Consider the following 24,987-nt stretch of genomic DNA (forward strand, 5'->3'; position numbering starts at 1 on the left):
GTATTTTACACAATAAGAAAGACCCGCTTCTTTTATTTCGAAACGGGTTCCTTTTGTTTGCTCGACAAAAAGACAATATTCTACAAGAATAATCAAGAAATCTTTTTTGACTTAGCTTAGATTTGTTAGTTATACCTAGATATTCCACAAATCAGTCTTGACTGAGACTAGATTTGTTGGTTATACCTAGATATTCTACAAATCAGTCTTGACTGAGACTGGATTTGTTGGTTATACCTAGATATTCTACAAATCAGTCTTGACTGAGACTAGATTTGTTGGTTATACCTAGATATTCTACAAATCAGTCTTGACTGAGACTAGATTTGTTGGTTATGCCTAGATATTCTACCAAAATCTCATCTGTGTTTACTTAGATTTGTCATATAAAAACCATAAACATTATGATTCAGTTTGTACTGCCCATGCTATTGCTTGGTGAAGTTTGTCTTTTTTAATGGTGAAGTCAATTTTACTACTGTCGTTTTTGATGATTGCATAGTGTGTATCTGATATTGCATGGAATGCTATCGTGTTTTCAACTGATTGATCGCCCTCATCCGTGATCAGATAGCTTATCATTACTTCCGGCTTATCTTTCACCGTTTCTCCATTATAAGCCTGATCAAATGTCAGTCCTGCCAATTGTTTGTAATCTTCCCGGAAGCTGTCGATATCTAGCTCTTCCCCATCATGGAATACAGTTGTTTTCATCTCTTCTTCAGCATTCTCCTCATGGTCCATTGTATAGTGAACCCTATCCTCTGGTGTCTCAATCGTTAATTCGTCGATTGCTTCCAGAGATACAATATGAACAAAATGATCGATCATATCATAAGCCTTGTAACTATATGGATCTAGTAGTTCTGTAGGTACCTTATAGATTTCTTCCTTACCATCAACCTGGACATAATACTGATTATTTGCCGCAGGATCACCGATGATAAGCTTTTCTTCTTCTTCTCCATTGGAAAATATAATCGAAAAGTCAGAGTCTGCCAAACCGTATTGATCGTCGCCATCGACTGTTTCGACTTTTTCGATGCCATCTACACCAACTACCATCTCCTCAGCATTGGAAAAGGCAACACTATAAACATGTTGATATGGTTCATGCATATACCAGCCACTAAGGTGTGCTAATGACTCCTTTTCTGAAAAAGGGGACTCCTTATTCAATTTAATTACTTCTGTTCCATTGTCTATTTCGATTTCCGTAATATCTTGAGAAGAAATGGTCAGAATCTTATTATCGAATAATGATAACCGTTGCAATGGAATCATTTCCACCGATGAACGGTCTACTAAATAAATCGTTTCTTTTTCTTTATGTTCAACATAATAACGATCTCCTTGAGCCTGCATTTGACCTATAGCAATTTTTTGCGTGTCACCTTGCTGATCCATAAAGGAAACAACCACTTTCGGAAAATCTAAATTGACATTTTTCTTTTCGACTTCGACCGCTTCCCCTGTCATTTCTTCCATTGCTAATAGAAAGCTATCTATTTTATCCGTATCTTCTTGTTCCTCTGCGTCCTCAACTTCCCAACCTTGATCCGTTTTCGTTAAGGAAATATCCTCACTTGCCAACACATCAATTGCAGTTACCTGTTCAAAATCATCAATGAGGTGATCTGACTCTGCTTCAGTTTCCTTTTTGTCCTGATCTACTAAAACAAATAACAAGACGAATAGTGCGACAATACTTACGATCACATAAATTAAAATTCTAGTTTTCTTCATATTCCATCCCTCTTTGTCCCAATTGTTCTTCCATCAACTGAAGTGGCTTTCGCATATTAAACATCATAAAAAAAACTGCTACACTCATACAAAACCAAACGGTAATACTAGGAGCAAAATAATAGATGATCCCCAGTGATATTAATGTGGAAATATGAAACAAAGTCGTCTTAAAGTAACGGAAGACCGCATATACCGATACAATAAGCAAATTCTTTAATTTCACTTCAAACCTTGACAAAATAGGAAATGCATATAACATTAAAAATAGCATGAAAATCAATAAGATTAGAAATACTGGAGATAGCACTGCCAGAAATTGATTAGCATAATATATATCTATTATTAAAATTGTCATAATCGTCAACTGAACGATCCAATATTTGGTTGCGATTTCAAAATTATTTTTGTAATAACTCCAAAAATCTTTTGTTGGACTTAGGTCACGTTCACGAATCATTTTCCCCATCGTTGCGTATAAGGCAGCCAAAGAAGGACCTGCTGGTAGTAAAGCAATAAAAAAAAGGATAATATTTTGCACGGACATTTCAACAAATACAAAAGCTAGTAAAAACAGGAAATTTGCCAGCATAAAATGGATATTAGTTATGAGAAAATAATAAAAATATTGAACACCTATATATAATGGCCTTTCTGTAACTGTTTGTGCCATTTGACATCCCCCTTTAAGCGTGTTGTTTCCGCTGATGTTTTTGATACTCTTTCGGACTAACACCTGCATATTTTTTGAACTTCTTATAGAAGTAATCATTATTGGAATAACCTACTTTTTCTGATACTTCGTACACTTTCAACTCCTTTTCGACTAAGAAATATTTTGCTTTTTCCATTCTGACTATATCGAGATAATGGTGAAAATAACATCCTGTTTGCTTTTTGAATTTTTTACCTAAATAAGAGCGATTGTAACTAAATAAGTCAGCTATTACTTTTAAATTTAAGTCCTTATAATAAAACTTCTCGACAAATTCAACAATTTTCTCGATCGTATTTTCCGAATTACAAGCAAATCCATTGATTTCAGTTGCCGTCTTGCTTAATTGGTTCTTTAGTGAAGACAGCAGTTGTTGTAATGTCTGAGATGCACAGATAATATTGGCCATTTCTTCATTTGAAGGTATATGAATATCTGGGTTGGCTCGCGATAAAATCGTATAGATATCTTTGGTAATTTCAATTAATTCAGCAGTAATTCGTTGGGGCTGGTATTGTTTTGCCTGATAATATTTTTCCATTTCTACAAAATAGCTGTCTAATTTAATATCATCTTCAAACTCAATTGAACGACATACTTCTTCCATCCAGCCGTCTGGTAAACTAGTTTTCTCTGAAATCAGTTCTTGGTTAGATAAAACAGTTGTATCGCCATAACTGAAGTGTAAACGTTGCAACTGTTTCAGTTGGTTGACTATGTCTGGTAACCTCTCAATGGTCGTACCTTCTTCTATAAGCTGAAACTGATGTAGTTTGGCTTCCATTAATCGGCTCTTTGACTGGAATAACCGCTTGATAGAGGCAATTTCACCATTTTTAAAGAGTAGATATATAACTTGATCGATCCAAATATATTTAAAAAGTTGATCCGTCTTTATCTTTTCTTCCACCCAGCTTCTTACCGGTCTATCGATGAAGGTGACACTTGCTACATGGAAGATCTCATTTTGATACTGGTTCAACCTGTTATGTTTTTTTCTCCCTTGTAAAAATTGCTTCCACTCTTCATTCTCTGTCATCGTCTCATATTCGTGTATTTGTGAATGCAATAGATGCTCACTCATACATTTTTCCTTAAGCTGACGAATAAGTGGGATCAGCTCCTCTTCGTCGACTGGTTTCAGTAAATAGGATTCCATCCCCAAACGAATCGATTGCTGGGCATAAGAAAAATTGGAATAACCAGATAATACAACAAACTTACAAGTATAACCTTCATTCTTCGCTTGCTTTACCATATCAATTCCACTTAAGCCAGGCATCCGAATATCTACAAAAACAACATCAGGTCTTAATGTTCTTATTTTTTCTAAACCGACTTTACCATTTTCCGCAGTTCCTACCACTTGATAACCATAATCATTCCAATCAATAACAGAAGCAAGACCTTCTCTTATCAATGGTTCATCATCTATAAACAGTACTTTTAACATTCATCCTACCCCCTTCTCATACTGACCATGTTTAATTTTAGGTATTTTTAAGGTCATCGTTGTGCCCAAACCTTCAATACTATCCATTTCAATACCATATTTTTCTCCGTAATAAAGCCTCAACCGTTGATGGACGTTGTGTAAGCCAATACGATTACCTTCTGAATAGTATTCTTCATCGTTCAGTCTCTCTCTAATTTCACTAAGATTAGCTTTCGGAATGCCAACACCATTATCTTTTACTTCCACTTGGATATACTTATCTTCTTCTTCCATCGTAATCTTAATAAATCCTTGCTCTTCCTTCGCCTCGAGCCCGTGAATAATGGCATTTTCTACAATAGGCTGGATCAATAACGGGAAAATATAATAATCTTCTACTGCAGCTTCCACTTCCAATTGATAACTGAATTTCTCACCGAAACGTAATGTCTGAATTTCTAAATAATGATGCATAAGATCTATTTCGTCAGTAATCGGAACTGGACGATCTGTTCTTTCTAATGCAGAACGCATCATTTTACTTAACATTTTTACAATTTTTGCGACTTCCGGATCCTTGTTTAAAATTGCTTTCATCCGAATCATTTCTAATGTGTTGTAAAGAAAGTGTGGATTAATCTGACTAGCTAGCATTTTAAAATCCATTTCCTTTTGTTTGCGCTTCCAAGTCTCTTCTTTAATTTTATGAATATAGACTTCATCAATGATTTTCTGGACACTTTGGGAAGTTGTTGCTAAATCACGGTAAACCTCACTAATTTCGTCGTGTCCATTTATCTGTTTGTTAACCTGAAAATTACCTTTTGCTACTTGATACATCGTTTGCCTCAATTGCTGAATCCGCTTATGAAAACTTCTGATAAAAATACCTATTAACAGAATAGATACCGATAACGCACCAATGATCACCAAAAGTCCTCGTGTATAAATGGCATTTGGTTCCTTCATCACTTCTTCAACAGGAATAACGGACGAGACTTGAAAACTATTATCCAGCGATTTATCAGGTCGAAAGTCGTGCAGGTTTATCTTGACATGCTCTCCTGCAAACTCTGTATCCATCACATAATTTCCGAATGCACTAGATTCTTGATCAAAAAAAGTTGCTTTGTCACCAATATATTCACGCTCCGTACTATATACGATTGTTTCTCGATCTAATGTGATATATGCTTGATATGGCTCCCCTTCTACTACTGATTTCAGCATATCCGGTGAAACGTAAATGGCTAATACTCCTAATAAATCATTACTTTGACCGTATACTGCTCTTGTTAACGCTAATAATTCCTGACCAGTCCAATAATCCTCCATATAAACCCAGGATAAACGTCCACTTTTTTCAACTGCTTCCTTGTACCAATCCTCTTGCTTTACTATGGAATCCGCATAAATAAAGTGTGAATCCGTTATCATATCTTTGTTCATAAAAAACTGAATGGTTTCAATTTCATCATAGTATTTCAGAAAATCATCGAACACCGGATAACGATTATAGGCATTGTAAATTTCTAATGTCGATTCATACTCATTTTCTAACAACTCTTTCATATTCTGATTGATGTAAACCATATCTGCAATACTAATGACCCGGTTAAAGATCGTTTGTAATCGTAATTCCAGCTTATCTACATTCGATTCGGCTTCACTTAGTGAATGATTTAATACAATATCTCTCGTACTATCATTCAAATACGCACCGACCAAAAGAACAGGTATCGCTGTGACAATCAGGTAAATGCCTAACAATTTATGCTTTACTTTTAAATAGTCAAATAAAGACATGATTTTTTTCTTTAGGAACATTTGTGATCCCTCCTGTCACAACTTCTTCTTACTTATTATCTAGGTTTTCTCGATTCGTTTCAATCACCTGTTTACAAATTTATCTGAAATGAAACTGGTTTATTTCGTTGTAGCATCATAGTTTGCTGGTTTTGCGCCACCTCTTGATAAAGTGGCAAATACAATTTTATTTCCTGATCGATTTGGCTGACGATTTGTAGCTCTATGTGCTTTGCCTCTAAATCCCAAATTAATCTGTTCACTATCATTTGATTTGGCAGGCGAATTCCTTTAATTTCTCCTTTTGAAATCGAAGTCGGAAGGGCACCTAACACGGTTAATCTGCCATTGCTAAAATCAACTAGCATCTCATGAACGACTTGTGGTAATGCTCCGTTTCCATCAACATTGAAGATTTTCTGTTCATTATAATGTGACATCATTAATGAAGAATAGAAACAATTATGATCAATCAACAGACGGAAAATATCATCCATTAATTCCGGCATATGGAATTGGGTAGCACACAATGCGGAATGCATTCGACCATGAGTAGATGAGGTATCCCCCTCTTCATTTAACAACCACGCTTCCAAACGTTTATTAAATGCGGTTCTTGCTGCTTGCCACATTTCTGGATCTGTCTCATCATTAAATTCCCTGCTTTGAAAAACAGAATAAAGGTGAGAAAAATGACGGTGGTTATAATTTTCGCCTTTTTCTGGTGTTAACCATTCTTTCAATGCACCAGCTTCATTCACCTGATAAGCAGGCAGTTTATTTCTCATCTCTTGGCATTTCTTTATCTTTTCTTCTGGATAACCTAAAATTTGATAAGCTTCAATTAAGTTAGCTAATACCTCCTTCGCGACCGATATATCCTGTGTTGCATTATCCGCTGCTCCATTTTCAGCTGAATAGGAAGGGGTAAAACGATATGTTCCGTCTGGATCTTCAACGAGAAAATCTTCATAGAACAAGACAATCTCTTCTAAAAAAGGAATCGCTTCATTTTGCAAAAACAGTTTATCCCCTGTAAAACGATAATATTGATAATACCAATGGGCCAGCCACCCTGCACCACACGTCCATAAATGTAATGGCCATTCTTGATTCCAGTGAACATGTTTGCCACTGTTACTGGAGTGAATCGCTGCCATAACACCTCTTGCACCATAATACTTTTGGGCATTTTCACGAAAACCTGGCATTAACTCTTTTATTAAACGGAAATATCCTTCTAATCCTTCTAATAGATTACTAGAAAGTGCAGCAGCAATCGACAGCTCAACATTGGTATCAAAGGTAAAATCACCACTCCATGCCGGTTCAAACGTCCCTGTCCAAATTCCTTGTAAATTTGGTGTGAGCTCACCGGCACTACAAATATACATATATCGTCCAGCATCATACATTTTTTCTAATAAAACAGATGTGATCTGTCCTTGTTCTTTTGCTTTTGCCACTAATGACCAGATCGATTGTTGCCGTTCCTTTTCTGTCGTTAATCTCAGTTCAACTCGATTAAACATTTCCTTATGAATGGGCTCATGATTGATAAAAAGGCTATCATAATCATCAGATAGTTGAGATTTTTTTCGGATTATACTACGCTCAGACTGTTGATGATAAGGAGAAATTTCCATCCGAACAAGTACCGATTCCTCACTACTAATCTCAAAGCCAATCGCATCTGCAAGGGGCTTTATCACCTCAGCTTCGACTTCGATCATCACATCATACCCACCATCACTATAACAATAGTCAAAATGGGTATGGATTGTTTTTCCATCAATCATACTCGTTTGGCTCATCTTAGGATGCTGGTAATCTTCTAGTTTTATCGTGTATCGACCCGGACTTAGCGAGTGAATAATTTGATTGCAATCCTGTGAAACAAAAACTTTCCTTGAGTAAAAATTTTCATCCACTCTATAAGAGACTTCAAGCTCCCCTGTCTCGTAATTAATGCTCCGTCTATAATCTGAATAGTTCTGGTGATCTGTTTCAACATGCAAATGAAAACCTGGATGTGACGGATCACTCATCGTTAATCCCTGATAACCAAGTTCTGTCGCCTTCTGATAATAATAGGATATTGCTTGTTCATATCCTTGTTGGCGAATAATCGCTCGCATTTCTTCTAAATACGGAGCCAAATCTGGTAAAGCATAGCTGTTGCCTTGTGGTAAATAAAGTCGACAATGGTTGCCAATAATAGTATCATGAACAGGATCACCGAATACCATTACTCCATGTCTGCCATTCCCACTTACTAAAGCATCCTCCCATCTGGAGGCAGGTTGATCAGTCCAGATACCTCTTTTAGGTAATTGATGTAGCAAAGTACTCATCCTTCCACTAATTGTACTGATTGAATCGATAAATGATGGATTTCGAGGATCATAGTGATTGGATCACTATGCGCTAAATCTACATCGATTATTTCATCTGTCCATTGATTGCTATCGATACTTTTCACAGCAACCGGTGACATTTCTCTGTCATTTAAGAAAACATGAATCTGACCAGCCTCACCTTTTACTCTTACTTTCAATTTTACGTTTGGTTGGGATTGTACATTCCGAAATAGAATCCATCCTTGTTGTTCAGCTGTGACACAAGGTTTTTCCATTTCTCCTTTTGTTAACGTAATATTTTCATAATCATCGTAGTTTTCTGCTGGTGTTGGTTCTGCCAGTGAGCGTTCTCTGATCACTTCACCCTCAACTGCTATCGGATCAGAAGCGAAAACAAATTGTTCACTTGATGGACCAATAAGGAAACGAACGATACCTTGTTCAAGCACAAACTGATTCGTTCGGACATCGAACACTTGTAATTGATCTGAATCAATAGATAATGTGACACGTTTTTCTTCATCTGGTAACAACAAGACTTTTTCAAACGCAACCAATTGTTTTTTAGCTTTCAAATAGTATCCTTCCGTTATCGTTGCATACACTTGCACAACTTCTGCCTGCGTAAAATTGCTTTCATTTTTCAATGTTAATGAGATGGACAACTCTTCATTTTTCGCTATTTTCAATTTATCAACCGCGATATCTTGATATGTGACGGTCCCGTAACTTAATCCGTGACCAAATGGATACAAAATATTCGAGTCAGCATATTGATAGGTACGCTTTCCTTTACGAATATCATAATCTGTAATATCAGGTAGTTGGTCCGCGTCTCTGTACCATGTCATGCTAAGTTTTCCTGAAGGATTGTTTTCACCGAAGATCGTTGCAGCTAAACTATGACCAAGTTCTTGTGAGCCATGTGAGCTATAAAGAATTGCCGGAATGTTATCTTGTTCCCAATTGATGGCAAATGAATAACTACCAATTACGACTAGTATCATATTGGGATTCGCTTGATAAACTGCCTGGACTAGCCGTTGCTGATAGTCTGCCAGTTTAATATCCTCTCTGTCTTCTGTTTCTTTACCATTTATCATGGGGTGATTGCCTACACAGACAATGGCAACATCACTTTCTTTAGCTTGAGCCGCAGCTTTTTGTATACCATTTTCAATGATCTTTTTTTCGAAAAGTGTATGATCTGCTTCGTGTACTACTACGTTGCCTTCTGCTATTGTTAACGGGTAACCGTTCCAACTGCTAAGTGTATAGAAATTCTGTTCATTTGGTTGAACACTTATTTTTTCACGATTAAACCAGTCAAAAACCTCTTCTTTTGTTGCTGAAAAAGTACTAGCTTTATCCGCTTGTGTTACATAATGATTCGTTTTAACACTTTTAAAAACATGCCAACCATTTCCCCAGTCTTCATCCACTAATAGCGCAGACTCTTCGTCGTTCCCCGTAACGATCCATTGATTTTCTGCATTCAATCCAACATGTTTTCTCGATTCTTTCGGTTGCCAGATTATGCGATCAAAGCCATCATGATAAGTGATATCGACATCTGGAAGATAGTCCTTGATACCTGCTAACGGTGTTACTTTATATGGAGGGTAACCTGTATACCAATCTCGGAAGACATCATTAGCTGTTGGACCAATCACGGCAAGTTTTTTCCATTTATTTTTCTGTAAAGGCAAAAACTGTTGATCATTTTTTAATAATACGATCGATTCATCTGTTGCTTTACGAGCAAGTTTACCATGTTCCTCACTGCACATCAGATCTAATGGTATATTGTGATAAGGATTTTGACTTGGATCATGATCAAAGTGCCCTAAGCGAAAGCGTACCCGTAGCATTCGACGTATTGCTCGATCAATATCTTCAGGTTGGATTAATTCTCTGTCGAGTGCCTTCCTTGCTGCTCCCTCGACAATTTCTTTACGATCTACAAAACAATCAATTCCTTTTATCAATGCATCTGCTAATGCGTCTTCAAATGTGTGATAATATTGATATTCATCTACATTTAGGGTCAATGCACCGCCATCGCTGACAATAAAACCATCCATATTCCACTCATCTCGGACAATTTCTTCGATTTCATGTATTTGCATACAAGGAATGCCATTAATACCATTATAAGCGGTCATCATGGATAAAGCTTTTGCTTCTTTAAACGCTGGTTCAAACGCTTTCAAATAATATTCTTTACGATTACGTAGATCAATACTGTTAGATGTATCTTCTCGGCCTTTTTCATTATTATTACCATAAAAATGCTTCGGTGCTGCGACAAGTTTCACATAAAAAGGATCATCACCCTGCATCCCTTTAATCAACTCTTTGGACAATTGTCCAGTTAAATAAGGATCTTCTCCATAAGCTTCTTCTGTTCGTCCCCAGCGAGGATCACGTTCCATATCAATCGTTGGTGCCCATAACGTCAGACCCGTTTTTTCGTTCTGAAGCTGATAAAAGACTCTTGCTTCATCTCCTATTGCGCTTCCTACTTGGTGCATCAATGCTTTGTTCCACGTACTGGATAGTCCGATTGGCTGTGGAAATACGGTCGCCTTACCACCTTCGCGATCGACGACTCCATGTGCTGCTTCACCGCCTACTGCATATTCTTTGATTCCTAATCTCGGTATCGCGCTTTGACTGGTACTTAACAGCGATATTTTTTCTTCTAACGTTAGCGCTTCCATTAATGTTGCTAATCGTTGTTCTAATGATAAAGATGGTGATTGAATCTTTTCTACAATACTCAAAAAATCACACCTTTCCATGGTTTGGGGGTGACTGAAAGGAAAGCGGTTTCCTTTTAAGTAAAATTTTATGAAGTTAATAGTCGAATCAAGTACATTATAAATAAATTAATTTAAAAAAGCAATGGCAAATACCTTTCCATATTTTTAATGTCAGAATAAGGAAAGGTATTAATATTGGGGGATTATGTATTGTTATAAACACTTCTACGGAATTGTAGTTGGTTCTATGTAACATTGACCTTCTCTTGAATTTTTGCATGAAAAGTGATGGTTCGCTTTTCATTATATCAAAATGAATGACATTACATTAAGAAATGCCATTCACACACTACCTCTTTTGTAATGACTGTATTTATGTTACTTCGAATTTTGCCATAAATATTCTAGTTTTTCTACAATTAAATGGTCTTGATACAATTATTAGTTGGAATAAACTCCACTGGAATAATTGGGTAGATAGTAGAAAGATATTCAGAGAGAAATAACATTCCAGGCTCTTCACTTTCTAAGTGTCCAAGAATAATAGCAGCTTTGTTTTTTCCCATTGCCAAGGCATCTCTTGTAAATTCTGGTGTTTCCCATTCAGGCCCTTCTCCATATACTACAACATCTGCATCGTTTTCAAGTGCTGGTATAGTATTAATTCCACCACCTCTAAAACCTACTAGAATTGCAACTTTTGTGATGTTTTGAGATAAATCCCCAACGTATTGCAAACGATCTAATTGTAATTGTGATTTGATGTGTTCTGTCACTTGTTGCAATGATTGTATTGGCAAATCAAAAAGAGTATACTCTGTATGATGCTGTTTGACATAGCTATCCCAATTTAAGGCTTTTATCATTCCTTGCATGATTCCATCAGGTTGATAACGATGGATGTAGTCATGTAATCTCCAGATTACGATTCCTGACTCTTGTATAAGCTTTACTTTTTGTTGGTACACATCTGTAACTGTTGCTACTTTATTATCATCATGACTATAAAAGGCACCCTCATGACATATTAGTAAATTAGCACCTGAAGCAATAGCTTGTTTTATTACTTCATAAGTTGGCATGAAAGCAACCGCCACTTTGTTAACAATTTTAGTATCATCCCCAGCAATTAACATATCAACACTATTTTCTACAGGTTCAATATTCTCCATTAATCTATTCATTAGCTCTTTAATTGTAAGCATTTCTATGTTCCACCTTTGATTATCCATACTTTCTGTGCATCTAGTACCACCATAAGACCAGTTACCTTTAGAGAAGCCATGATCAATTTAAAGATCTTCTTTACCGTCTGAATTCATTCCGCGAAAGGTAATATTTTCTGTCAGTTGACGTTCACCGTCTTTTTTTGCAAATGTTTCGTCTTCAACGCGCCATTTAGAAAATTCTATTCCTTCCTCACTATGTAATCCTTCAGTTATCTTATATCAAAGCAGGCCAAGTAAGTCTATTTAAAGATATGACAAGCTATATAGTAATAGAATATGTGATGGCCTGCCGAATAAAAAGAGCCAAAAACTAAGTTCATATACCTTGAAAACGGAGGTTATAGCAAATGGGAGTGTGTTTAAAACCACTCCCAGTTCAATGGTTGTTTACTTATTTTTACTTATAGCTCTATTTACGGACAGAGTGATACCACCCAAAATGAAGAGCAATAATCCAAAAATTAAATAGTTAAATAGATTAGTGGCAGTAGAAGGTAATTCTTGACCATATTCATTTTCTTTTCCGGTTTGATCATCATCTCCATCTTGGCCAGCTTCTCTGTCTTGTCCGTCTTCTCCACTCTGGGTATCTTCTTCCACTTGGCCGTCTTCTCCACCTTCTCCATCCTGGCTATCTTCTTCCACTTGGCCACCTTCTCCATCCTGGCTATCTTCTTCCACTTGGCCACCTTCTCCATCTTGGTCGTCTTCTCCATCTGAACTATCAGCTGATACAAATACTCCATACGTCGAGAAATGCGAAACTTGCAAAGAAATTACTTGATTTTCTTCATTCACTTCTCCTCCACGATATTCCCATTCATCTGCTTCTTCGTTGTAATAGTAGATTGCAAGAGAATCTGTTTTAGCATCCTCATTATAACCGAACTCTAATGCGAATTCATTCGATGGGATGATAGACCCATCTGGATATTCCAATGTGAAAGTTAACATTTCACCAGCAGGGGTTAAACCTTCGTAATTTGTTTCTTCAACATTCTTAGTCATTACGGTTACTTTTGTTCCTGCAGGTAGGTCAGTTGGCATAGTAACGTTAGCATTTATGCCACTAACACTGTATGTTTTACCAGCTGCAACTTCTTGTCCTTCTCCACCTAATTCAAGCTCAGTTGTCTCTTCATCAGGTATCCTATTTTCTTCATCAGCTTCCGTGAACTTCCAGTAATCAAAATTAAATAACTCGCCTTCACTGTCTCCTTTAAACAGGAAGAATAAATTGTGAATCCCTGAAACATTTGATAAATCTGTTTCAATTAACTTCCAATTTTGCGCTCCTCCAGTGGCATCCACTTCTAGTGTACCAATTACTTCACCAACCGGGCTGTCTAAGCGAAGTTCGATTGTACCACCTACTGTAGAAGCAACATTGGCTTCAAATATTTCAGCGCCATTTTGTCCAAAATCAATATTTGATACCGCTAGCCAATCACCGTCATGAATATCTGTAACATTTAAATTTACCTCCTCGATCATGTTACCTGGTGCTGCTGAATCCTCTGTTGCTATACCCGCGTTCCACGCAATGGTTTCGGCCTCGTTCCTTTGAAATGGGTCTAAATTCTGAAGTTGTGAAACACCTTCCATATCTGCAGTAATGTCTTTTATATTACCGTTATCATAATAGTCTACTTTGTTTAAATGGGGGGAGCGATAACCGTTCACTGAATCTAAAGCTTTCCCTAAAGTTTGAGCATGGTATGTAATATACCATTGATCTTTAAATTCAAAGAAATCTTGATGGTTGTTTCCACCGACGCCAAAAAATTCAGACCCATTTTTCAAAACAGCATCGACATAATTAAATGGACCCATAGGATCGTCACTTACCATGTATGCGATCTCGGCATACTTAGGGTCATCTACTTGGCGCACACCAGAAAAATTAGTGCTGTAAGAGTAGTAATATTTTCCATTATATTTATGGATACCACTCGACTCAAAATGGAATGGTGAATCAATTACTTGTGCTTCACCTTCTGTATGAATCATATCATCACTTAATTTTATTACTCTAGCAGTTTGAGGATGTTCTGCCTGCTCTTGTGTTGGATTATTTCCACCAGGAACTCCTCCACCGTAATAGAGATAACCCTCACCATCATCATCAATTAATACATCTGGATCAAATATCCATACAACACCCTCAGTACCAGGAGTACTTCCATCAATTAAAGGTTCTCCAATCGGATCTTCCCATGGTCCAATAGGCGAATCTGCTGTTAATACACCAATTCCTGAACCATTATTTGAAAAGTATAAGAGGAATCTATCCTTACCGTCAATCTCTTTCTGCCCAACTGCTACTGCCCACGAATTAGTTGCCCACGTTGCTGCACCATCTGGTCCAGCAACCGGAATGGCACCATGATCTGTCCAATTAACCATATCATCTGATGAAATAACTGTTATGGTATTTATACTTCCATAATTGTTATCAATGATATTTCCGTTTTCATCGTATTCCACTTGATCGTTTGTCAAATAGATATATACTCTGTCATCATAAACCAAAGCATTTGGATCTGCACCATACTTATGGCTTATTAGCGGGTTGTTGAAACCTGGTATCTTTGCCAGCGCTTCTGTATCTAGTAGTATTAAATCAATATTTGCAATAGAATCATGTACATTGTATGCTACATCTTGATTACTAGTTACGTCGATATAGTTGATCCTTATTTCTTCTGTTCGATCCTCTGTAACAAAATCAGTCACTTTTAATTTAAGCGTCGCAAATAAATTGGAGGAGTCGTTACTAAAGTGGACATTATCTCCATTGACATTTAGTTTTAATTGATGATTGTCATAACTAAACGTACTTTCACCATCAATATTATCTGTGTTAAAATCTACTCCAGATACTGTTAAACCTTTCGGAATATCAATAGAGGCAGCTATAGATGTGTGATTTCCTTCAGGAAGAGCATCCATTTCAAGTGGAACCTCAAATTCAACATTAGGAGCACCAACAATGTCAGAAACATCTCCTAAGTCTGCATTTAATACTGTTTGGGAAGACTCAGAATCTGTGATCTTATCATCTACTCTGAAATAATCAAAATCTACATATCCGCCAGTTTCTTGTGTTGCATAATTAAACAGTGCAAAACGATAACCCATGAAATGAGGTATTGTGTACTCCATTTGTAGCGTATTCCCTATTTTTGTCCAATTTACACCGTCAAGACTATAATAAAAATACGCCTTGTCTGTTTGATTTTTAAAATCAAAATCCACCTTTAAGTACACTTTATTTTGGCCAATTTCGACTGCTTCTATTTCTTCTTCTGATTCAGAATCACCATTTACCATCACAATAGAGTTAGAATCACCGTCCGTTTTCACCCCTACAAATCCATAATTCTCTTGGAAGGCTGCTAAACCAGTTACATCTCCATTTTTCATGTTACTTATGTCTATTGCTACTTCTCCAGAACTTTCAGGACCAAATGTTCTTTGGGTAAGTGTGTTTCTTGAATCATGGATGCTTGTACTGGTTCTTCCATTTATTAGTCTTAAATAACCTGAACGGTCGGTCAGTGACCAAAAATTATTATTAGGATTATGGTTCCACTGCCATGTTATACCTAGGTTAGAACCATTATCTTCATACTCTCCACTTTTTTCTGTATCAGGCTCAGGTTCGGGGGCAGATGTTTGTGTAAAAGATACATCATCCACATAATAATCCATTAAATCATTGTCAGGATCAGCCGGATCTGCATACGTTGTTTCAATAAAAATGAATGACTCAGACAAATCTGCGTCTGCAGGAATTGTGTAAGTACCTTCAATCGTTCCCCACTCACCTTTTGTAATGGAACTAGATCCGATCACCTCAATCGTTTCCCAAGTTGGTCCATTTTGAATGTTAAAATTAAATCCTTTCTGATCTGGACCTTCGGTATATTTCACTTTAGCTGAAAATTCGTATGTTCCACCAGCTACCACTTTATTCGTTAAATCTTGTTGTGGACCGTCAACAGTTGCCTGGCGATCAAAAACTAATAAACTACTGGATCCACTGTTTGCTTCTTGATCAGTTACCTCAATACTAGCATTTCGGTATTCTGTCCATGGATCTATTCCCTCTTCAAAACCGCCATTTTCAATTAGATTAGGATCTGGTGTAACATCTACAAATGATATATCATCCACATAGAAATCTAATAAGTCTACTTCTGAATCAGGTTCAGAAACCCAAGGTGTCTCAATGAATATAAAGGTTTCTGAAAAGTCTACATTTTCTGGGATAGTGTAGGTACCTTCTACAGTTCCCCACTCACCTTTGTTTACTGTTCCAGATCCGATAACTTCAATGCCTTCCCAACTTGTACCATGTTGGATATTAAAATTAAATTGTTTCTGATCTGGCCCTTCTGTATATTTTACCTGTGCTGAAAATTCATACGTATTTCCTTCCTGTACCTTATCGGTAATTACTTGTTTCGGTCCGTCACCCGTTGCAACTCTGTCTGTCACTAATAAACTGTTGGTGCCGCTGTTGGCTTCTTGATCAGCGACCTGAACAGTAGCCTCCCCATTTACCCTCCACGGTTCTTGTCCATCTTCAAAACCACCATTTTCTAGCAGTTCTGTACCGTTATTAACATCAAGTAATTCCTGTGTAGCCAACATCATTTCTTTTTCATCTGATGAAGCAGCACCTTCTACTGACGCATCACTAGTGTTTAATGCACTTACTGTATTACTATTTTCATACGATTGGTAGAATTCATCGGATTGCACAATATTACTAATTGAATTTGCCCCTTCTGCAGTTATAGACAACTCTTCTGGAACTTTACCATCCACGCCGAATACCGGCCAATCATCTTCCCAAGTGACAGGTACTAAGTAAGGAATTCGTCCAACCGATCCTCGATCTCCGAATAAGAAACCATACCATTCCCCATCAGGTGTATCAACCATTCCTCCTTGGGCAATACCAGAATCCTGTAATACTACTTTTCCTTCATATTCTCCGTCTATACTATCTGAACGGTACACTAATTGAGTTCGTCCGCTATTTTCCGGCCAAGATATCAGTGAAACATAGTATTTACCATTAATTTTTTGAAGATGTGCACCTTCTGCATTAATAATATGTTGTGAACCTGAAATCGAACCTGCATCAGGAATTAGAACTTTGTCAAGTCCTCCTTCTTTAATAGAAGATGCATCAGATGTGAGTTCTATTATTCTAATATCCGTAGCACCATACACCATGTAAACTCGACCATCATCATCGAACAACAAAGACATGTCATGGTATAGATTATCTAATGTCGTTTTGTTCCATTCTCCATTCTCAATATCATCTGTTTGTAAAATATATGTTTTTCCAGTGCTGTTGGAGGCAAATGCCAAATAAAATATACCTTCATGATATCGAAGGCTACTTGCCCATGATCCTTGTCCATATTCATTTTGACCATTTCTAAGCGCTTGTTCTTCCCCTCTATCAAGCGTATCATATGCATAATTAACTATTTCCCAATTGACTAAATCCTTTGATTTCATAATAGGAACGCCAGGATTCATATGCATGGTTGTGCTTGACATGTAATAAGTATCTCCAACACGAATAACACTAGGGTCTGGTACATCGGCCCATACAACCGGATTTTTAGCTATGTTATTTTTTGTTTCCTGTGCTAAGGCACCCATATTAGGAATATAAGCAAATATTATTGTAAGCGCAACCAAAAATAATAATGATTTATTCTTCATATAATCAAATCACTCCTTTTTTAATTCCGAATCATAACCTTATTACCTCAATTACCTTCATCAAACCCTTAGACTCTCATAACCCCCCTATAAAAATGAAAATATCACTAATATTGATCAACCTCTCCTATATTATTTCATGTTAATTGCAAATATTTAATAGAATATTTTTTTATAAGATTACAATTTTTTTATATTTATTTTCCTTTACAAAGAAAACTCGTTTCACAGGATAGAAAACGAGTTTATACATACATCAAAATAATATTTTAGCAAAATCACGATATTTATGTTGCGATAATCTTCTTCATTGCTTCTTTAGGTTGTTGATTTTCATCTAAAAGAAATGGCCAGTTTTTCCGCCCTTTTACAGGAAAATCGTTCAGCCATGTATAATCATCTGCCACTCCCCAGAACGTTACAGCTCCGATATTCTCCTTATACTCTTTAAAGACCTCAAAGAATTGTAAATATCTTTCCATTTGTAGGGCTTCCATTTCTTCTGTTGGTTCGGTTAAATCTGTCCGCTTATCATTAAAAGTAAACATCGATACATCCATCTCGGTAATTTGAATTTCGATACCTAAAGATGCATACTTTTCAATCGCCTTACGGATATTATCCAAGGATGGATCGTAAATATTCCAGTGAGCTTGCATACCAACTCCATGAATGGGTACACCTTTTTCCTTTAACTGCTTGACTAATTGATAGATTTTATCCCGTTTGGCTGGATTCGATTCGTTATAATCATTGTATAGTAGTGTTGCATCTGGATCTGCCGAATGTGCATATTCGAATGCTTTTTCAATAAATGACTCTCCAAGCACCTGATACCATTTAGAATCACGATAAAACTTGTCCTCTTCATCGGCAATTACTTCATTGACAACATCCCAACTGTATATCTTACTTTTATATCTACCAACAACAGTATCAATATGATCTTTCATTCTTTTTAATAAGATTTTTGCGTCAACCAGTCCACCATTTTGTTCAAAAATCCAATCACTCGTTTGATTATGCCATACTAACGTGTGACCTCTCATTGCTTTTTGGTGTTTTTCTGCAAATGCTACCATTTTATCGCTGATCTCAAATGTATATTCATTTTCATTCGGATGAACACTCTCAAACTTCATTTCATTCTCTGCTGTTAAACTATTAAAATGTTTTTTAATTACTTCTTCTGATGAATACATGGTCCGTTGGTTAATCGCTGCCCCAATTTTGAAATCTTCCTCAAAATGCTGATAAAGACTCATTATTTGTTCTGCCATTCGTATTACTCCTTTATTTTCTATTTTACTGCTCCAAGTGTCATCCCTTTAACAAAATATCGTTGCAAGAATGGATAAACCATAATAATTGGTACACTTGCAACTATTGTCATTGTCGCCTGAATCGATTTAGGTGTTACCATGTTAGAACCACCGTCAGCTGAATTAGCAAAAGCAGATGCCATGTCACCACTTGAGGTCGTACTTGAATTTTGCAAAATTTTCATCAGCTCGTACTGAAGTGTTGTTAGATGTTCTTGACTTGAATTGTATAGAAACACATCGAACCATTGATTCCATTGAAACACGGCCACAAACAGAGCAACCGTTGCTAAGACCGGTAAGGATAACGGTAAAACAATCTGAAAGAAAATTCGAAAATCTCCTGCCCCATCAATTCTTGCTGATTCAAAAATACTGTTTGGCAACCCTTCTATAAAGGAACGCATAATGATCAAATTAAAGGCACTAATTAAAGTTGGTAAAATATAAACCCAGAAAGATCCAATTAATTGCAAATCTCTCATTAATAGAAATGTAGGGATTAAACCACCATTAAAATACATCGTCATAATAAAAATTATCGTCACTGACTTCTTAAAGATAAAATTCGGTTGTGCAATAGCATAAGCTACCATTGCGGTACAAAATAATCCGATACCTGCTCCAACAATTGTTCTTAGCACCGAAATAAAGATAGCCTGATAGATAGCAGCCTTCTCAAATACGTGCTCGTAGTTGTGCCATGTAAATTCTCTTGGCCATAAATAGATTCCGCCACGAACAGAATCTGTTGCATCATTTAAAGAAATCGCAACTTGATTTAAGAACGGATACAACATAAATATACAAAGAATAATCATAAAAATAATATTAGATGTATCAAAAATGATATCTTCTTTTGTTCTCATAAAACTTGCTTTTTTTCGTTTAAACATGGATAGTCCCCCTTAATAAAGTCCGCCTTGACCCATTTTCTTCGATAATGAATTGGCTGCTATTAGGAATATAAAGCTGATGACTGTCTTGAACATACCTGCTGCGGTTGCTAGTGAGAAGTTAAACATCGATATACCATATTTAATAACAAATACATCGATATTTTCCGAGTATTCGACGTTTTGACCATTTCCTAGTAAGTATTGTGGTTCAAAACCAGCCTCTAAAATATAACCAATATTCATAATTAGAAGAACGATGATAACAGACTTCATCCCAGGAATAGTAATATGCAAGATTCGCTGAATTCGGGAAGCTCCATCAATTTTCGCTGCTTCATATTGCTCCTGATCAATCATGGAAATCGCAGCCAAATAAATAATTGCATTCCATCCGACATTTTTCCATGTTTCGGCAGCACCTAAAATTCCCCAAAAGTACTCCCCTACACCTAACCAAAGAATTTCTTTGTCAATAAGACCTAATCCCATTAATATTTCGTTAAAAATACCTTCAATTGATAATACTGAAGAAACTAACGCTGCAGCTACTACCCATGATAAAAAGTGTGGCAGATAACTGATCGTTTGAACTACTCGTTTAAATTTCATATTAGATAATTCATTAATTAATACTGCTAGTGTGATTGCTGTAATAAATCCTAATACAAGGTTAATTAGACTTTGTGCTAGCGTATTTCGAAGTACACCAAGAAAACGATCATCAGTAAATAAAAACAGGAAATGTTTAAAACCTACCCATTCCTGATCGGAAAAACTTAATGCTGGTTTATAGTCTTGAAAGGCCATGGACCAGCCCCATACCGGTAAATATTTAAAAATAAACACCCAGATAACAAAAGGTACAGTCATCCAAAGAAGTGCCTGCTGTTGTTTGCATTTCTTAAAAAAACCTTTCAAGCCTTTATTATCATCTGCTTGCGACATTGTTTTTGTTTTAATAGTTGATTCTGATTGCATCGATAGTCCCCCTTTTCTTACCTTAAAAATTTTCTTTATGGTTTCGGACCATCAGGCAAACATAACAGCTCGCCTAATGAACAATCCCTTAAAAGATTTACTTCATTCTTATCTGAATGGTCCGAAAACAACAAAGAATCTTAGTTGTTTGAAAATATTGGCTTATTGTAAAAAGCGGAAGGCTGATAAAAGAAGTCAGCCTCCCCCTTCAACTCTTTAACTACTTACTCAGCACTACCTTCAACAAGTGCTGCTTTGTTTTGCACAAAATTTGTGATTACTTCTTCGTATGCTGCAAAAGGAAGACCTGAAAATTCATCTTTAAATGATGTCCATTGAGCATTGAATTCACCAGGGTCTGCAAATATAATTTCAGGGAATTTACGTTTCATCAAGTCATCTAACTGTTGTTCATACAATTGAGCCTCAGATCCTGTTTCAATAGGTGCATCATATGCAGGATACCAAGGACGTTCATCAGGTTCTGAGAACAATCCTGTAAAGGTGTCAATTTCATACGCATCCAAGAACTCTTTATCGCCTTCATCATACATTAAACTAGCAACTTCCTCTTGTTTCGGAGGTTCAACTGCATTTCCATCCTCATATTCACCATTCATACGCGGCCAGCCCCATTCGAAATATGAGAAGCCAAATTCATCACGGAATTCTGTACTAGATGTTTCATCAATTTGTTCTTCCGTACGATAATAACGACCATCTTCGCCTACCTCATAAGTTTCCCCTTCTATTCCCCACGTGATTAGTTTTTGTGTTTCTTCTTTTGCGATATGATCAAGGTATTTTATAATACGTATTTGATCCTCTTCAGGTGTACCGGCTGTAATACCCATACCAGGTGAAGCAGTAAAACCGATTGGATCAAGATATTGATCTTTCGTGTCTTCATCAAAGACTACCGGAAAGCCCATATAATCATTATATGGATCATCATCTTCCTCTAATGTGTCTAAGGCTTGACCTACTTGCCAGCGATAGTCGAAGAAACCAACCACTCTTCCAGAAGTGATTTTTGCAAGGTATTCATCATAATTCTGAGTAAATGCTTCTTGGTCAAATAAACCTTTGTCATTCACTTCGTTTAATTTCTGCAACCAGTTTTTCGTAATTTCTTTATCATTGTAAACTTCCGCTTCACGCGTTTCCATATCAATTAAAGCCCCACCATCATTTGGATATCCTGCCAAATGCATAGGTTGATTGGAAAGTGCGAAAAATCTCCAATCATGTGTTAGCGCAGTAAATCCAATTGTCTCTGCACCGTCAATTTGAGGGTTTTCAACTGTGTACTCCTCAATAATATTAAAATAATCTTCTAGGGTTTTTGGTTCTGGATAACCCAATTCTTTAAGTACATCACGTTTTATCCACCATGCTCCTTGATTCAAGTTTGCTGGTTTTCGGTAACCGTGAGGCGCACCAGATGAAATAACATAAATATTCCCATCATCTCGTTTCATCAATTCCCAATAAGGTTCATACATTTTATATAAGTTCGGTGCATGTTCTTTAATCAAGTCATTCAATGCTACAAAACCACCTGCATCAATAACTGCATCCGTTGACTGTTCTGCATTTAATAATGTTGGATATTCACCACTTGCAATCATTGTTCCAATCTTTTGGTTTACATCCCCAACAATGTGCTCGATGTCAAAATTTACACCTGTTTCTTCTTCAAACATCTTTCCTAGCGTTGTCTCGGCTGTATTGATATCTTCTCCAGGACCAGATGCATCAAAGAAATCATAAGTGTAAACCTCTCCATCATCTCCACTATCATTTTCTTCATTACTTGACTCTTCAGAGCTGTCATCGCCACTATCAGTAGAGCCTGTTTCCTCACTATCATCGCTACAAGCTGCTAATAGTAACAATAGTGCGGCAAGTAAGCTTAATAGCCATGTATTCTTTTTCCAACCCATAAACTAATTCCCCTTTCCTTTTTTAAAATTTTCTTTTTCGCCTTTTGTAAGCACTTTCATTGTAACGTGTAACGTTTTGAATTGTTACCCATCAAAGTTTAGCTGAAACTTTGAAAAATAAACTATAATAATCAATAGTTCACAAAGTTTTAGTAACTTTAACCAAAAGAAAGAGACTACCCATAAGATTAGCTCGCTACTTAGTAACGGGAATAGTCTCGTTTCCACAGACAACACTTGCTCCGTCTTGATTATTCCTACTAACCTTATTGAACAGTCCCTATCGCTTGAACATTAACAGGGATTTTAAGATAAACGGTTGTGCCCTGACCTTGTGCTGTTTCAATTTTTAATTCAAAGTTATCCTGATAATACATTTTTAACCGCTGATAAACATTCCTTATACCGATGCTCTCCCCTGTAATTTCATTTTCTTGAAAGGATTCAACAATCTCATTGTACGTACCTTCTTCCATACCAACCCCATTATCTTCTATCATACAAATAAGATGGTTATTATCCATTTCAATTTTTATGTCGATCTTACCGATTGTTTTTAATCGTTCAATCCCATGAATGCTAGCATTTTCGACAAAAGGGATAATCGTCATATTTGGTATTAAGACATTTTCTGCCGCTTCTGATAGTTGAATACTATATTGCATCTTGTCAGCAAAACGATATTTTTGTATTTCTAAAAAGGCTTGGATTAATTGCACTTCTTCTTTCACCGTTACAAAGTCTTTATCCCAAGTAATCGAGTTTCTTAACAGTTGTGCCATATTACGAATGATTTCAGCCGTCTCATCTTCTTTTTTCAATAAACTTCTCATTCTGATCGTTTCCAGTACGTTAAATAAAAAATGTGGATTAATTTGACTTTGTAATGCTTTTAATTGTGTTTCTTTGTTTTGTATTTGCAGATCTTTTTTCTGAATCCGTGCAATGTAAACATCATTGATCAAATCTTTAATCTTCTTGGACATTCGATTAAATTCGGTTGTTAATACACCTATCTCATCTTTATATGGTTTCCCAGGTATTAGCTCGAAATTTTGATTTTTGACTTTTCTCATTTTCTTCACGATCGTATTTAGGCGAAAATGAATATTACCAGCAATATAAATGATAAATAAGGTCGGGATCACAAAATTCCATAACGCTAAATATAAAATAGACGGAATTGACTTTCTTACTTCTGCTAACAATTGATCTTCCGGCATGACACCTACAACTTTCCAATCATCTATATACTGTACCGGATAGGATTCTTCTAATACGGTAGCATGGTTAGGAATCGAAATAGTATCAAAAGCAATATACTCAGACTGCCACGGAACAGATTCATTCGTGGTATATTCGATATTATTTTCCTCATTTAACAAATAGATATCTCCCTCAAATGTTTCATTTTCGAACAGCTGATGAATAAAACGATCATTTAAATTAATCATAATAACCTTTTCGTGTGATGAAGTATCACTTGAGTCTAAAGCTCTTACGACGACAAATTGGCTTAGATCACCATTTTCTGCGGTACTCCTTGTTACAACTGGGTATTTTTTTCTCGTTTCAAGTGTTGATTGATACCAATGTGACTCCTTTACTGAATCATCAATCGCAAATACTCCACCTGCTGTAATGACTGTCGGGTTGTCTGTATATAAATAAATGGAACGAATTGAAGAATATACTGGTGTATATTTATTAATATCACGAAAATTATTATTATATGCTATGATAAAATCTACCGGTGACTCATACGTAGTATCTAATAATTGATAGACAAACGCATCAGCATAAAGAACGGATGCTATTCCGACAGCATCCTCAACTCCTTGTTTAAAGCTATTAGCCACTTGCCGTAACGCAAGTTCATTATCATGTATTTTTTGGGTACGGACATTTTCTGACGTCACATTATAGAAGATAACATTCGTGAGTACAATCGGTAAAAATACGGAAAACATATAGATGAATAATAACTTATTGCGAATGCGAATATCATTTAAGTGAATTTTTTTCATAGAAA

General features: G+C 36.4%; 13 protein-coding genes. All 13 read right to left on the reverse strand.

The window, feature by feature from the left end:
• Positions 1-402: 402 nt before the first annotated feature.
• A complete protein-coding gene (locus J5J03_RS04580; RefSeq protein ID WP_208586546.1) occupies positions 403-1,746 on the reverse strand; it encodes a DUF4340 domain-containing protein in 1,344 nt (447 codons plus the stop codon).
• Complete coding sequence (locus J5J03_RS04585) at positions 1,733-2,419, reverse strand: YesL family protein (RefSeq protein ID WP_208586548.1); 687 nt, start codon at positions 2,417-2,419, stop codon at positions 1,733-1,735. The genes J5J03_RS04580 and J5J03_RS04585 overlap by 14 nt, the downstream gene beginning before the upstream one ends.
• Before the next feature lie 13 nt (positions 2,420-2,432).
• Positions 2,433-3,914, reverse strand: coding sequence for a response regulator transcription factor (locus J5J03_RS04590; RefSeq protein ID WP_208586550.1), 1,482 nt, complete (start codon positions 3,912-3,914; stop codon positions 2,433-2,435).
• Positions 3,915-5,723, reverse strand: a complete 1,809-nt coding sequence (locus J5J03_RS04595) for a cache domain-containing sensor histidine kinase (protein ID WP_208586552.1) — start codon at positions 5,721-5,723, stop codon at positions 3,915-3,917.
• Between the two features lie 71 nt (positions 5,724-5,794).
• On the reverse strand, positions 5,795-8,047 hold the full coding sequence (locus J5J03_RS04600) for a glycosyl hydrolase family 95 catalytic domain-containing protein (RefSeq protein WP_208586554.1): 2,253 nt from the start codon (positions 8,045-8,047) through the stop codon (positions 5,795-5,797).
• A gap of 5 nt (positions 8,048-8,052) precedes the next feature.
• Entirely contained in the window at positions 8,053-10,848 is a 2,796-nt protein-coding gene (locus J5J03_RS04605) for a beta-glucosidase (RefSeq protein WP_208586556.1), read from the reverse strand.
• 398 nt (positions 10,849-11,246) lie between these two features.
• The gene (locus tag J5J03_RS04610; RefSeq protein WP_208586565.1) at positions 11,247-12,032 is read right to left on the reverse strand and encodes a Nif3-like dinuclear metal center hexameric protein; all 786 of its coding nucleotides are present in this window, start codon (positions 12,030-12,032) and stop codon (positions 11,247-11,249) included.
• Between the two features lie 411 nt (positions 12,033-12,443).
• Positions 12,444-17,810 (reverse strand): family 43 glycosylhydrolase, encoded by a 5,367-nt coding sequence (locus J5J03_RS21940; protein WP_231710603.1) that lies wholly within the window; start codon positions 17,808-17,810, stop codon positions 12,444-12,446.
• Positions 17,811-18,097: 287 nt separating this feature from the next.
• Positions 18,098-19,090 (reverse strand): endo-1,4-beta-xylanase, encoded by a 993-nt coding sequence (locus tag J5J03_RS04630; RefSeq protein WP_208586567.1) that lies wholly within the window; start codon positions 19,088-19,090, stop codon positions 18,098-18,100.
• Positions 19,091-19,110: 20 nt separating this feature from the next.
• Complete coding sequence (locus J5J03_RS04635; RefSeq protein ID WP_208586569.1) at positions 19,111-20,028, reverse strand: carbohydrate ABC transporter permease; 918 nt, start codon at positions 20,026-20,028, stop codon at positions 19,111-19,113.
• 12 nt (positions 20,029-20,040) lie between these two features.
• The gene (locus J5J03_RS04640) at positions 20,041-21,009 is read right to left on the reverse strand and encodes an ABC transporter permease (RefSeq protein ID WP_208586571.1); all 969 of its coding nucleotides are present in this window, start codon (positions 21,007-21,009) and stop codon (positions 20,041-20,043) included.
• Positions 21,010-21,233: 224 nt separating this feature from the next.
• Complete coding sequence (locus tag J5J03_RS04645; RefSeq protein WP_208586573.1) at positions 21,234-22,955, reverse strand: extracellular solute-binding protein; 1,722 nt, start codon at positions 22,953-22,955, stop codon at positions 21,234-21,236.
• 266 nt (positions 22,956-23,221) lie between these two features.
• Complete coding sequence (locus J5J03_RS04650; RefSeq protein ID WP_208586575.1) at positions 23,222-24,982, reverse strand: sensor histidine kinase; 1,761 nt, start codon at positions 24,980-24,982, stop codon at positions 23,222-23,224.
• Positions 24,983-24,987: the final 5 nt, after the last annotated feature.

Source organism: Gracilibacillus suaedae (genome assembly GCF_017599345.1).
GTDB lineage: Bacteria > Bacillota > Bacilli > Bacillales > Amphibacillaceae > Gracilibacillus > Gracilibacillus suaedae.

Coding starts and splice junctions, on each gene's coding strand:
- J5J03_RS04580 (WP_208586546.1), bottom strand. CDS start 1,746: ATGAAGAAAACTAGAATTTTAATTTATGTGATCGTAAGTATTGTCGCA.
- J5J03_RS04585 (WP_208586548.1), bottom strand. CDS start 2,419: ATGGCACAAACAGTTACAGAAAGGCCATTATATATAGGTGTTCAATAT.
- J5J03_RS04590 (WP_208586550.1), bottom strand. CDS start 3,914: ATGTTAAAAGTACTGTTTATAGATGATGAACCATTGATAAGAGAAGGT.
- J5J03_RS04595 (WP_208586552.1), bottom strand. CDS start 5,723: ATGTTCCTAAAGAAAAAAATCATGTCTTTATTTGACTATTTAAAAGTA.
- J5J03_RS04610 (WP_208586565.1), bottom strand. CDS start 12,032: ATGCTTACAATTAAAGAGCTAATGAATAGATTAATGGAGAATATTGAA.
- J5J03_RS21940 (WP_231710603.1), bottom strand. CDS start 17,810: ATGAAGAATAAATCATTATTATTTTTGGTTGCGCTTACAATAATATTT.
- J5J03_RS04630 (WP_208586567.1), bottom strand. CDS start 19,090: ATGGCAGAACAAATAATGAGTCTTTATCAGCATTTTGAGGAAGATTTC.
- J5J03_RS04635 (WP_208586569.1), bottom strand. CDS start 20,028: ATGTTTAAACGAAAAAAAGCAAGTTTTATGAGAACAAAAGAAGATATC.
- J5J03_RS04640 (WP_208586571.1), bottom strand. CDS start 21,009: ATGCAATCAGAATCAACTATTAAAACAAAAACAATGTCGCAAGCAGAT.
- J5J03_RS04645 (WP_208586573.1), bottom strand. CDS start 22,955: ATGGGTTGGAAAAAGAATACATGGCTATTAAGCTTACTTGCCGCACTA.
- J5J03_RS04650 (WP_208586575.1), bottom strand. CDS start 24,982: ATGAAAAAAATTCACTTAAATGATATTCGCATTCGCAATAAGTTATTA.